Source organism: Tessaracoccus yangjingae, assembly GCF_055326235.1.
This window is the reverse complement of sequence record NZ_JBUZNN010000012.1, coordinates 65,662-78,307: the sequence shown is the minus strand read 5'-3', so window position 1 is coordinate 78,307 and position 12,646 is coordinate 65,662. Positions and strand designations below refer to the sequence as shown.

Below are 12,646 nucleotides of genomic sequence, written 5' to 3'. Positions count from 1 at the left end.
AAACTAGGGGAACTGTAGCATGCCATCCATGGCTCCCCAATCCCAGCGCGATTCCGTGGGCGTCGCGCTCTACCGGCACGAGGCCATCGGGGCGGTCCTCCAGGTCCGCGTCGTCGACGACGTACCCCGGCTCTGCGTGTTGCTCGCCGGCCGGGACCACGAGCCCTACGCGGGCCGGTTCGCGTTGCCGAGCGGCCCCGTCGAGCCGGAGGAGACGCTGGAGGCGGCGGTACTCAGGCACCTGGCGCAGAAGGTGGACGTCGCGGGGCTGACGCATCTGGAGCAGCTGGGCACCCGCTCCGACCCTGGCCGCGACCCCGCGCAGCGCACCATCGGCACGAGCTACCTCGGGCTCGTGCCGACGGTGCTGGAGCCGCACCTGCCGGAGCGGGCGGCGTGGTTCGCCGTCGACGCCCTGCCGGACCTGGCATTCGACCATGACAGCGTCGTCGCGCAGGCCGTGACCCGGCTGCGGGCGAAGTTGAGCTACACCAACATCGGGTTCGCGCTGATGCCGGCCGAGTTCACGGTCGCGGAGCTGCGGGAGGTCTACGTCGCGGCGCTGGGCCACGACGTCAAGCCGACGAACCTCGAGCGCGTACTCACCAGGCGCGGCCAGCTGGTGCCGACGGGGGAGATGTCCGCCCCGGGCACGAAGGGCGGTCGCCCGGCCCGGGTGTTCCGCTTCCGCGACCACGCCCTGGTGGTCACCGACCCCTTCGCCGTCCTCCGACCCGAGTAGGGATGCTCACCCGGCCGACAGGCGGACGGCTAGGTCGACGGCGAGGGCGGCCGACCAGCCGAACACCGTCGTCGCTCGCGGCGGCCTTTCGCCGGACACCGGGTTGAAGTACTCGTTCGGGCCGTGTGCGTCGACGAGCGACAGGGTGTCGCGCTCGAGGCGGTCGGCCGCGTCGAGGAGGCGGTCGGCTCGTGAGGGGTCGGCGGCGGAACGGCGACGGAGGCCCTCCGCGACGAGCCAGTTCGTGTTGACCCACACGGGTCCGCGCCACATGCGCTCGGTGGAGTAGTCGGGGTCTGAGGCGGACACCGTCGGCAGCGCGTGGGGGGTGGCGAAGCGGGCAGGGTCGCCGATCGCGGTCAGGACGCCGTCGACGAGGTGGCCGGGCAGGCCGTCGGCCAGCAGCGGCATGAGGGAGACGATGGTCTCGGCCGAGATCGGGTCGCCGTCCTCGCCGATGGCCGGGAAGAATCCGCGGGCCTCGTCCCAGCTGGTGACAAGGGAGTCGACGGTGGCGGAGGCGCGCTCACGGCAGGCAGCGGCCTCGTCGACGCGGCCGCGCTCTTCGAGCCAGCCGGACAGCAGACGGTCGGAGAGGGCGAGGTACGCGGCCAGGTCCGGCGAGGCGACGATGGCGTCGTCGTCGAAGATCGGTGAGTCGTCGAGGCCCGACGAGTAGGGGTGCAGGTACACCGGGCGGCCGTCGCGGGTGGAGTGCGCGTACCACCACTCCTGCGCGCGCAGCACGGCGGGAAGGAACTCGTCGACGACGCCCTCGCCCATGACCTCGGCCAGCTTCGCCACGGCCAGAGCGGTGAGCGGCGGCTTGGTGAGCGGGACGCGGGAGTGGGCCAGCGACGGCGACGCCATCGCGCGGAGGTTCTCCAGGTCCAGGGGCGGGAGGTCGTCGCTGGAGGCGAGGATGCCCTGCTCGTGCACGACGTCGGGCAGTTGGCCGTCGGCGCCCTGGTGGGCGACGGCGATGCGGAGCTGCTCGCGGGCCAGCTCGGGGTCGCCGTGACGTAGGCCGATCGCGATGAAGTACGCGTCCCACTGCCACAGCCCCACGTAGCCGATCTTCGACGGCACGACGGCGCGGTTGGGCCCCTCGGGGGCGTCGAGGCGGAGCGTGTTGATGGCGAGGACCCACCAGGAGAAGCGGGTGAGGTCGCGGTGGGCGGGGCCGACGGTGGGGCAGCGGTCGAGCCACTCGGAGAGTTGCTGGTCGTGCGGGGTGAGGAGGTCGTGGTCGGGTGAGGTGCGGATCCTTGCGCTTCCTAGGCTTCGAGACGCCCTTGGCGACTCCGTCGCTGCGGGCTCCTCAGCCAGCGAAAACGGAGACTTCGTTGCTCCGGGCTCCTCAGCCAGCGAAGACAGAGGCTTCGTCGCTCCGGGCTCCTCAGCCAGCGAAGACAGAGGCTTCGTCGCTGGGGGCTCCTCGGTCAGCGAGGACAGTGACTTCGACGCTGCGGGCTCCTCAGCCAGCGAAAACAGAGACTTCGTTGCTCCAGGCTCCTCGGCCAGCGGAGAGGGGGCGCCCGCAGCGGCGGAGCCGTCCTTCTCGCTGGCTGAGGAGCCCGCAGCGACGGAGTCGCCGAGGGCGTCTCGAAGCCTAGGAGACGCGACGTCCTCCGCCGACACCGACCACAGCTCCGGCAGTCCGCCGACCAGGACCTCCCCGCCGTCGACGACCAAACGTGCCCCGCCGTCGAACTCGATGCCCGCGGGGCTCGCGCGGACGACCTCGACCTCGCGGCCTGCCTCGTCGAGGATCCGCAGCCCCGCGACCACCACGCTCTCGTCCAGCGGCCGCTCGTACGCCGCCTCGTACACCGTCAGGCCGCCCTCCCCCCGACGGACGAACAGCCGGGAGAACCGCGCCGTGTAGGGGACGTCGACCAGGTCGAACCGGTGCGCGAGGTCGCGGCCGAGGTCGCTCATCAGCGCCCGCCCAGCCCGGACGTGGCCAGCGACTCGATGATCTGCCGCTGCCCGATCACGAACGCGATGAGCATCGGCACCGTCGACAGGGCGGTGGCGGCCATCACGATGCCGTAGTTCATCCCGCCGAACTGGCCCTGGAACTGGCTGAGCAGCAGCGGGACGGTGAACAGGTCGGTGGAGTTGAGCAGCACCAGCGGCAGGAGGAAGTTGTTCCACGCGTCGAGCGCGACGATGATGCCGAGCGCGCCCAGCCCCGGCCGGATGGCGGGAAGGATGATGGTCCAGTAGATCCGCCAGCGGGAGGCGCCGTCGATCATCGCGGCCTCCTCCAGCTCGACGGGCACCGAGGCGATGAACTGCCGCGCGAGGAACACGCCGAACGGGTTGACCATGATCGCCGGGATGATGAGCGCCAGGTGCGAGTCCACCCAGCCGATCTGCGCCATGAGGAAGTAGAACGGCACGAGCGTGACCTGCTTGGGCACCATCTGCATGGCGAGGAACACCCAGAACAGCACCGTCGAGCCCTTGAACGGGATCCGCGCGAAGCCGTAGGCGGCCATCGACGTGGTGAGCAGCGTGCCGGCCACCACCAGCACCGTGATGTAGATCGAGTTGGCGTAGGCGCGGCCGAACGGCAGCGCGTTCCACGCGTCGGCCCAGTTGGTGAACACCCACGGCTGGGGGAGGATCGACAGCGGGTCGGTGAGCAGCTGCGGCAACCCCTTGAACGAGGTGAGCAGCATCCACAGGAACGGCGCCACCATGAGCAGCGCGGCCGCCAGCACGAGGGGGTGCTTGAGCCAGGAGAGGCCCCGGCGGGGCCGGGTGGAGGTGAGGACGGTCATGGCTCAGCTCTCGTAGTGGACGAACTTCTTCTGCGCGCCGAACTGGATCGCGGTGATCACCAGGGTCAGGACGAGCAGGACGATGGAGGCGGCGCTGGAGAGGCCGAACTGCGACTTCGCGAACCCGAGGTCGTAGATGTGGTAGACGATCGTGCGGGTGCCGTTGTCCGGGCCGGCATTGTTGACAAGGACGAACACCAGGTCGAAGGTCTGCAGCGAGCTGATGAACGCCACCACGGACTGGTAGAAGACGATGGGGGACAGCAGCGGCAGGATGATCTTGAAGAACCGGGCGACGGGGCCCGCGCCGTCGATGGCGGCGGCCTCCATCACCGAGGGGGAGATGGACTGCAGGCCGGCCATGAAGATGACCACGTTGAGGCCGAGCGAGGCCCAGACGGTCACCAGGCAGACGGCGAGCAGGGCCAGGATCGGGTCGCCGAGCCAGTCGATGGGGGCGATGCCGAACAGGCGGGTAAGCGAGCCGGAGAGCACGCCGTCGGCGCGCAGCAGCTGCTGCCAGATCAGCGCGATGGCCACCGAGCTGGTGACGACGGGGGCGAAGAACAGCACCAGGTAGAAGGCGCGGCCCTTGATCTTGTTGAGCACGACGGCGGCGACGATGGCCAGGAACAGGCCGATCGGCACCGTGACGAGAGCAATCACCATCGTGTTGAGGATGGCGCGGCCCAGCAGCGGGCTGGTCAGCTGGTCGGCGAAGTTGTCGAAGCCGACGAACTCGGGCATCCCGAAGCCGTTCCAGTCGGTGAACGCCAGGAGGAACGCGGCCGCGAACGGGAGCAGGGTGAACAGGAGCATGCCCAGCGCCTGGGGCGCGACGAACGCCATGCCCCAGTACTTGTCCCTCTCCCGCCAGCCGCGCCGGGCCGGGGGTCGCCCCCCGGCCACGAGCGGGGCTGCGGTCATGACGCGGTCTTCTCCTTGACCAGCTCGGCCACGGCGTCGAGGGTCTCCTGCGCGCCGGAGCCCGACTCGTACAGGGGCTGCATGAACTCCACCGCGATCTGATTGGACAGGTCCGGGACGGCCGCCTCGGTGGCGAAGTTCGAGTAGCCGAGGTCGCGCATGTCGAGCATGGTCTGCGCGTGCATGGGGAAGCCGTCGGCGAGCACGATGTCGTCGGCGCCGGCGATCGACGGGACGGCGTTGCCGGTGCCCTCGAGGCGGAGCTGCTGGCCCTCGGCGCTGAGGAAGAACGAGAAGAAATCCCAGGCCGCGTCGTTCTCCGCCGCCTTCTTGCTCACCGCGAGGTACGACGCCGCGACGCCGGTGGGCGCCGCCTTGCCGTCGGGGGTGGGCCAGCGGACGATGTCGTAGAGGCTCTCGTCGACGCCCGCGCCGCGGATGGTGCCGATGGTGTAGCGGCCCTGGGCCAGGAAGCCCAGCTTGTGGGTGACGAGCAGCGTGTCCTCGCCGGAGCCCTCGGGGAGGAGGTCGGCGAGCTTGAGCTCGCCCGTGGCGAACCGTGCGGCGTACTCGTCCAGCGCCGCGACGCTCTTGCCGTCGGTGTTGGCCACGTAGGCGCCCTCGTCGTCGTACACCTGGCCGCCGCCGGCGGTCATGATCGAGTTGTGGGTGGCCCAGTAGTTCCAGTAGACGGCGCCGGTCAGGTCCGCCGCGGCGAGCTTGCCGGTCATCTCGAAGAACTTCTCCGTGGTCCACTCGTCGTTGGCGGCGAGCTCGGCCGGGTCCTCGGTGATGCCGGCGGCCTTGAGGGCCTCCTTGTCGTACCAGAGGGCGTCGGGGTTGACGTCGTTGGGTAGCGCGTAGAGCTCGCCCTCCCAGCGGGCGACGTCGAGGACGTTCTCGGCGAAGTCGGCCTCGTCGAGCGACGAGGAGCTGACGGGGGCCAGCACGTCGTTGCGGATGACCGACGCGATCCGGTCGTCGCCCACGTAGAACACGTCCGGGGCGGTGCCGGAGGAGAGCTGGGTGAGCAGCTTGGAGTGGTAGTCCGAGTACGACGGCGTGGGCTGGAAGACGAGCTCGACGTCGGGGTTGGCCTGCTTGAACGACTCCTGGACGCGGTCGAACATCTTCAGCTCCTCGGGCGAGCCCCAGGTGGACCAGACCACCTTGGAGTCGCCGTCGGCGGGGGCTGAGGTGTTGCCGCCGGAGCAGGCGGTGAGCCCGATGCCGAGCGCGGCGAGTCCGGCCAGGGCGCCGAGGCGGCGGCGGGTGAGGATGGTCATAGGGGGTCTCCTTCTTGTCTATCTCCGTTGATGACGGGGGTGGTGGGGGGAGGGGTGGCGGCGCCGTCTGGCGCCGGGATCAGGGGGGCGTCGGCGGGGTCGGCCTGGCCGCCTGTGATGCCGAGGAGGGTGGCGAGCAGGATGAGGGCGCCGCCGCCGACGAGGCGGAGCGTGACGTCCTCGCCGCCGAAGCCGACGGCGAAGGCCGAGGCGAAGACGGGCTCGAACGTCATGAGCAGCGCCACGCGGGTGGGGGTGATGTGGCGCTGGGCCCAGGTCTGCAGCAGCATCGTGACGATGCCGGCGGCGATCGCGGTGTAGGCGATGGCGCCCCACACGCCCGGGTCGGCGGGGACGTGGTAGCCGCCGGGGAGGCCGAGGAACCCGGTGGTCAGCGCCACGCCGATGAGCTGCACGATGGCCAGGCTCAGGGCGTCCATGGAGCGCGACCACCGGTCGAGTAGGACGATGTGCACGGCGTAGAGCGTGGCGCCCACGAGGGTCAGCGCCTCGCCCACGCCCCCGCCGCCCAGCCCGGTGAGGCTGAGGACGGCCAGGCCCACGAGCGCCAGCGCGACGGCGGCCCAGGTGCGGATGTTGAGGCGCGCCTTGAACGCGATCCACATGATGATCGGGGTGAGGACCACGTAGGTGCCGGTGATGAACCCGGAGACCGACGCCGCCGTCGTCTGCAGTCCGACGGTCTGCACGATCTGCGCCAGCCCGTAGAGGCCGCCGAGCGCGAGGCCGATCTGCCACTGTGTCGCGGTGAGGCGGCGGAGCCGTCGCCAGAAGATGGCGGCGGGGATCGCGGCGCCGACGGCGAACCGGACGGCCAGGAAGTCGATGGGGTCGATGAGGCTGACGGCGTCCTTGATGATGAAGAACGTCGAGCCCCAGATCGCGGTGACGACGAGGAGCGCCAGGGTGGCTGTGGTGGACCGCCGCACGCTTCCTCCTTGAATGTAACCGGTTACATCAGGAGTGTAGGTGGATCGACGGCGTGATGCAAGCGGTCCTGTCAGGCTGGAGACATGGCAGGCGTCGGGAGGTGTGGCGGCCGCCGGGGGGCCTAGCCCGAGGCGCGGATCCGCAGCTCGACGGGCAGGGTCACCGGCGACACCGTCTCGCGACCCTCCACCAGGCTGAGCACCATCCGCGTGGCCTCACGGCCCAGCTGGACGGCAGGGTTGGCGATCGTGGTCAGGGGCGGGTCGGTGTGGGCCGCGGCGCCGAAGTCGTCGAAGCCGATCACCTTGACCTGCTCCCCGATCGCGATCCCACGGGCGTGCAGCGTGTCCATCACGCCCTCTGCCATGAGATCCGAGGCGGCGAAGATCCCGTCGATCGACGGGTCCGCGTCGAGCAACTCGGCGGCGGCAAGGGCCCCCGACTCGCGTGTGTAGTCCCCGTACGCGACGGCGACCTGCAGCCCTGCCTCCTCCAGGACGGCGCGCCAGCCGGTCAGGCGGTCCAGCGCCGCGGACATGTCGGTGGGCCCGGCGACGGTGGCGGGGTGCCGCACCCCCGTCGCGAGCATCCGCTCCGCCGCGAGGCGTGCCCCGGCCAGGTTGTCGGTGTCCACGAAGTACGGGTGCATGTCCGTGTCCCGCAGCAGCGGGGCGCCCAGGAACACCGTCGGGATGGGGAGGTTGACCGCAGCCGCCACCAGGCCGTCGGCGCGGTGGTGGGACACCACGATCGCCCCCGCGACACGACCCTCGAGGAGGAAGTCGACGACGGAGCCCGAGCGGTCCGGGTGGGATGCGAAGACCATCACCAGCTGCATGTCGGTGCCGGCCAGGCCGGCGTTGATGCCTGCCACGGCCAACCCGAAGAACGGGTCCGAGAAGACCCGCCCGTCGGGCTCGGGGACCACCATGGCGAGCGTGTTGGAGCGCCCCGTCGCCAGCGAGCGGGCGGAGGCGTTGGGCACATAGCCCAACACGGAGACCGCCGCGCCCACCTTGGCGGCCGTCTCCGACGACACGCCCGGATCGTGACGCACGACGCGCGACACCGTCGCGCGCGAGACGCCCGCGAACCGCGCGACATCCTCGAGCGTCGGCCTCACCATCGTCGGTCCCCTCACTTCACCTGCACGCCATTCTGACGCGCCGCGTCCCGGAAGAATAGAGCCGATGCCTTGGGCGTGCGGGCCAGCGTCTCGTAGTCGACGCGCACGATCCCGAACCGCTTGTCGTAGCCCCATGCCCACTCGAAGTTGTCCATGAGCGACCACACGAAGTAGCCGCGCACGTCCGCGCCGGCCTCGATGGCGTCGTGGACGGCGACGAGGTGGTCCCGCACGAAGGCCACCCGGTCCTGGTCGTCGACGAACCCGTCGGCATCGGCGACGTCGGGCATCGCCGCACCGTTCTCCGTGACATAGAGCGACACCCCGGCCGGCCCCGTGTACTCCCGGTGCAGCCGCTCCAGCAGGCGGGTCAGGCCCTCGGGCTGGATCTCCCAGCCCTGGTCCGTGACCGGCAGCCCGCGCGGCACCGACTGCACCCACTCGGAGCCGACGTTCGGGTTGCCCCGGAGCCGCCCGTCGGGCTGCACCGTCGGAGCGTAGTCGGACGACGGCGTCCCGGTGAGGGCCTCACCGTGGTAGTAGTTCACGCCCAGCACGTCGATCGGGGTGGAGATGATCTCCAGGTCCCCCGGCCTGATCGCCTCGTCGAGACCCATCCCCGCCAGGTCCTCCAGCACGTCGGCGGGGTAGGCGCCACGGAAGATCGGGTCGAGGAAGAACCGGTTGAACATGCCGTCGATGCGGCGGGCTGCGTCCCGGTCCGTCTCCGACGACGGGTCCAGCGGGTCTGCGACGGTGTGGTTCGTGGTGATCCCCAGCGTGGCCGACGGCGCCAACTCGCGCAGCCGCGCCGTCGCCAGGCCGTGCGCCAGCAGCAGGTGGTGGCCGGCGTGCAGGCCCTCCCGTCGCGAGGCGTGCCCGGGGGCGTGCTCGCCGTCGGCGTAGGACAGGAACGACGAGCACCACGGCTCGTTGAGCGTGGTCCAGATGTCCACCCGGTCACCCAGCGCGCCGTGCATCGCCTCGGCGTACTCGACGAAGCGGTAGGCGGTGTCGCGGTCGGTCCAGCCGCCCTTCTCCTGGAGTGCGGCGGGCAGATCCCAGTGGTAGAGCGTCACCCACGGGGTGATGCCGTGGGCGAGCAGCTCGTCGACCAGCCGCGAGTAGAAGTCCAGCCCCGCGGGGTTGAACTGGTCGTCGTCCGGACGGACCCGCGACCACGACGTGGAGAACCGGTACGACTGCAGCCCCAGCTCGGCCATCATCGCCACGTCCTGTGGCATGCGGTGGTAGTGGTCGCAGGCCACGGTGCCGTCGTGGCCGCCCGCCACGGTGCCGGGCTGCCTGCAGAACACGTCCCAGATCGAGTCGCGGCGGCCGTCCTCGTGGGCAGCGCCCTCGATCTGGTACGCGGCCGTGGCGCTGCCCCAGAGGAAGCCCTTCGGGAAGGCCAACGACGTCATCCCTTGACCGCCCCTGCCATGATGCCCGCCACCAGCTGGCGGCCGGCCACGGCGAACAGGAGGACCAGCGGCAGCGTGGCCACGACGACACCGGCCATGATGAGCGAGTAGTCCTTGAAGTACGAGGCCTGCAGCAGCTGGAGCGCCACCGGGAGGGTGGGGTTCGCCGAGCCCAGGATGATGAACGGCCAGAAGAAGTTCGTCCAGGAGCCGACGAAGGTGAACAGCGCCAGCATCGCGGCGGCCGGGCGGGCCGCGGGAAGCGCGACCGACCAGAAGGTGCGCATCATGGAGGCGCCGTCGACGCGGGCCGCCTCGATCAGCTCGAACGGCAGCGCCTCACGCAGGTACTGCGTCATCCAGAACACGCCGAACGCGGTGACCATGCCGGGCACGATGACCGCCTGCAGCTTGCCCACCCAGTCCAGTTCGGACATGAGGATGAACAGCGGAACGATGCTGAGCTGCGTCGGCACCGCCATCGTCGCGATGACGAAGACCAGCAGGCCGCTGCTGCCGCGGAAGCGCAGCTTGGCGAACGAGTAGCCGGCCAGCGTGGAGAAGAACACCACCGAGATGGCGGTGATCGTCGACACGATGATCGAGTTGCCCAGCGCGGTCCAGAACTTGATGTCGGAGTTGATCACCCGGCCGACGTTGGTGAAGAACTCGCCGGCGGGGATGAGCGAGGGGATGGGGTTGCGTGCGATGTCGGTGGCGTTGGACGAGGCCAGCAGGATCGTGAACCAGATCGGGTAGAACGAGATCAGCACGACGGCGATGAGCACGCCGTAGGTGACCCACCCCGGCCGCTTGTCGAGTCCGTGCAGCTTGCGCTTGACCGCGCGCCCGGCGCCCTTGCCGGCGAGCTGGGTGGCCATGGGAGAGGACATCTGGGTGGACATCAACGGCCCGCCTTTCCGCTCGAGTTGGACGAGATGGAGCGCGTGATGAGGTAGTTCACCAGGCCCATCGCGATGATGATGAGGAAGAGGATCCAGGACACGGCCGCCGCGCGGCCGAAGCTCTTCTGTGCGCCCCAGCCGAGCTCGTAGATGTACATCGTCAGCGTCATCCACTGCCGGTCCGCGCCGCCCTGGCCGGTGGTGTCGAACATGCGAGGCTCGTCGAAGATCTGCAGGCCGCCGATGGTGGAGGTGATGACGACGAAGATGATGGTGGCCCGGAGCATCGGGACGGTGACGAAGAAGAAGGTGCGGAGGCGGTTGGCGCCGTCGACGATGGCGGCTTCGTACACCTCACGCGGGATGGCCTGCATGGCGGCCAGGAAGATCAGGGCGTTGTAGCCGGTCCAACGGAAGTTCACCATGGTGGCGATCGCGATGTGGGCGGCGAGGGGATCAGCGTGCCAGCCGATGGGGGAGGCGCCGAGGATCTCGAGGACAGCGTTGACCAGACCCGACTGGTCGGCGAAGATCTTGGCGAAAATCAGGGAGACGGCCACGGGGGCCACCACGAAGGGGAGCAGCACACCCATGCGCCAGAAGGTCTTGGCCCGGAGGTTGGTGTCCAGGAAGTAGGCGATGACGATCGCGGCCATCACCTGCGGCACCGACGACAGCAGGAAGATCGAGAAGGTGTTGCGCAGCGCCTTGAAGAAGTTGGGCTGCTGCAGCACGTCGGTGTAGTTCTTCAGGCCGACCATGTCGCCCTGGCCGCCGATGAGGTTCCAGTCGTGAAGCGACACCCAGGCGGTGTAGACGAGGGGGAACAGGCCGACGATGAAGAACAGGATGAAGAAGGGGCTGATGTAGAGGTACGGCGACGCTTTGACGTCGAGCCGGCTCATGCGTTGGCGCCAGGTGAGCTGGTTCATGGGTGGTGACTCTTTCGCGCGACAGCGGGCGGGAGGGGTCGGGGGCCGGGGAATGATCCCCGGCCCCCGTGCTTTTCGGCCGGAGCCGACGGCGGAGGCCAGGCCTTGTCCAAAGGGCCGGGGCGTGAACCCCGGCCCCTGTGGATCAGCTCAGGCCAAGGGCGTCGTACGCCTCGAGGGCCTTGTTCCACGAGCCTTCGGCGTCGTCGGTGCCTTCGACGTCGAGGCGGTTCAGCGCATCGGTGACCAGCTGGGTCAGCGCGAAGTAGTTCGGGCCCTTGAAGGGCTGAACCTCGATGGCCTTGGCGCGGTCAGCCAGGATCTGGCCGGTGGGGGCGTCGTTGAAGAAGGCGTTGGTCTGCTCCAGCAGGGCCGGATCCGAGAGGGCCTCGACCTGCGACGGGAAGGTGCCCTTGGCCTGGAAGGCCTTGATCTGCTGCTCAGGAGCGGTCAGCCAGGCTGCCAGCTTCTTCGCGGCCTCGTGGTTGGCGCCCTGCTCGGGAACGGTCAGGTACGAGCCGCCCCAGTTGCCGCCGCCGCCAGGGAACACGTTGGCGATGTCCCAGCCTTCGACGCCGCCCGCGTTGCCCTCGATGACGCCGAGCATCCAGCCGGGGCAGAGCATCGTGGCGAACTTGTCGTTCTGGAAGGCGTTGGTCCAGTCCTCGCTCCACTGCGCGAGACCGGCCGACAGCTTGTCGTCGACGGCGGCCGTGGCGATCTGGTCGTAGATGGCCTTCATCTCGGTGTTCTCAGCGAGCGGGATGGGGGTGCCGTCGGAGTTCTCGAAGGGGTTCTCGACCTGGTTGACCATGCCCTGGAAGGTGGCCGACGCGGAGTCGAACCAGGCGACGCCGCCGGACTTGGCGACGTAGTCCTTGCCGACGCTGAAGTAGTTGTCCCAGTCACCCTCGAGCAGCGCGGCGACTTCCTCGCGGTCGGTCGGGAAGCCCGCCTTCTCCATGAGGTCGGCGCGGTAGCAGATGGCCTCCGGGCCGATGTCGGTGCCGTAGCCGATGACCTTGCCGTCTTCGGTGGTGACCGCGGCGGTCTTCCAGTCCAGCCAGCGGCCGTCGAGCTCGGGGTCGGCGAGGTCGACGAACTTGTCCGGGTACTGCATGAGCTCGGTGAGCCAGTCGATCTCGATGGCCTCGATGTCGGCCAGGCCGGAGCCGGCGGCCAGACGGGTGTTCATGTTGTCACGCGCCTCGTTCGAGGTGGCGGCCTTACGCGCCTCGATGGTGACGTTGGGGTTGTCGGCCATGTACTCCTCGAAGAGCTCCTCGTAGCCGAACTCGTTGAACGTCGCGACGGTGAGGGTGACTTCGGCGTTCGGGTCGGCCGACGAGGTGGCCGACGACGTGGCGTCGGGGGTGCCGCCAGAGCAGGCGGTGAGTAGGGCGCCGACGCAAGCGACGGCGGCGAGGTTGCGGATGGCAGGACGCACGGTGACTCCTTTGTGATGACTGTGTGCCTTCCCGTAGAGAGCGCTCTCATCTGTCTTCGGCGAATCACCGAGAGCGCTCTCAGGGATTGCTGGAAGCTTATGTTGGCCCCGCCG

The 12,646-nt window shown here is 69.5% G+C and carries 11 protein-coding genes; 1 reads left to right on the top strand and 10 read right to left on the bottom strand.

Features of this window, described 5'->3' with window-relative positions:
- Nucleotides 1-28 precede the first annotated feature (28 nt).
- Complete coding sequence (locus ACZK5D_RS14860) at nucleotides 29-742, top strand: NUDIX hydrolase (RefSeq protein WP_463665834.1); 714 nt, start codon at nucleotides 29-31, stop codon at nucleotides 740-742.
- Between the two features lie 6 nt (nucleotides 743-748).
- Here ACZK5D_RS14860 and ACZK5D_RS14855 read toward each other — a convergent pair whose 3' ends face one another.
- The 10 genes from ACZK5D_RS14855 to ACZK5D_RS14810 form a co-directional block, all read right to left on the bottom strand.
- On the bottom strand, nucleotides 749-2,683 hold the full coding sequence (locus tag ACZK5D_RS14855; protein WP_463665833.1) for a glucosylglycerate hydrolase family protein: 1,935 nt from the start codon (nucleotides 2,681-2,683) through the stop codon (nucleotides 749-751).
- Entirely contained in the window at nucleotides 2,683-3,534 is an 852-nt protein-coding gene (locus ACZK5D_RS14850) for a carbohydrate ABC transporter permease (RefSeq protein WP_463665832.1), read from the bottom strand. The genes ACZK5D_RS14855 and ACZK5D_RS14850 overlap by 1 nt, the downstream gene beginning before the upstream one ends.
- A gap of 3 nt (nucleotides 3,535-3,537) precedes the next feature.
- Nucleotides 3,538-4,461, bottom strand: coding sequence for a carbohydrate ABC transporter permease (locus ACZK5D_RS14845; RefSeq protein WP_463665831.1), 924 nt, complete (start codon nucleotides 4,459-4,461; stop codon nucleotides 3,538-3,540).
- On the bottom strand, nucleotides 4,458-5,747 hold the full coding sequence (locus ACZK5D_RS14840) for an ABC transporter substrate-binding protein (RefSeq protein WP_463665830.1): 1,290 nt from the start codon (nucleotides 5,745-5,747) through the stop codon (nucleotides 4,458-4,460). The genes ACZK5D_RS14845 and ACZK5D_RS14840 overlap by 4 nt, the downstream gene beginning before the upstream one ends.
- Entirely contained in the window at nucleotides 5,744-6,697 is a 954-nt protein-coding gene (locus tag ACZK5D_RS14835; RefSeq protein WP_463665829.1) for a DMT family transporter, read from the bottom strand. The genes ACZK5D_RS14840 and ACZK5D_RS14835 overlap by 4 nt, the downstream gene beginning before the upstream one ends.
- A 122-nt stretch (nucleotides 6,698-6,819) precedes the next feature.
- Nucleotides 6,820-7,824, bottom strand: a complete 1,005-nt coding sequence (locus ACZK5D_RS14830; RefSeq protein WP_463665828.1) for a LacI family DNA-binding transcriptional regulator — start codon at nucleotides 7,822-7,824, stop codon at nucleotides 6,820-6,822.
- A gap of 11 nt (nucleotides 7,825-7,835) precedes the next feature.
- Complete coding sequence (locus tag ACZK5D_RS14825) at nucleotides 7,836-9,248, bottom strand: GH1 family beta-glucosidase (protein ID WP_463665827.1); 1,413 nt, start codon at nucleotides 9,246-9,248, stop codon at nucleotides 7,836-7,838.
- Nucleotides 9,245-10,153, bottom strand: coding sequence for a carbohydrate ABC transporter permease (locus tag ACZK5D_RS14820; RefSeq protein ID WP_463665826.1), 909 nt, complete (start codon nucleotides 10,151-10,153; stop codon nucleotides 9,245-9,247). Before ACZK5D_RS14820 ends, ACZK5D_RS14825 begins: the two co-directional genes overlap by 4 nt.
- The gene (locus ACZK5D_RS14815) at nucleotides 10,153-11,085 is read right to left on the bottom strand and encodes a carbohydrate ABC transporter permease (protein WP_463665825.1); all 933 of its coding nucleotides are present in this window, start codon (nucleotides 11,083-11,085) and stop codon (nucleotides 10,153-10,155) included. The genes ACZK5D_RS14820 and ACZK5D_RS14815 overlap by 1 nt, the downstream gene beginning before the upstream one ends.
- Nucleotides 11,086-11,230: 145 nt before the next feature.
- Nucleotides 11,231-12,532, bottom strand: coding sequence for an ABC transporter substrate-binding protein (locus ACZK5D_RS14810; RefSeq protein WP_463665824.1), 1,302 nt, complete (start codon nucleotides 12,530-12,532; stop codon nucleotides 11,231-11,233).
- Nucleotides 12,533-12,646: the final 114 nt, after the last annotated feature.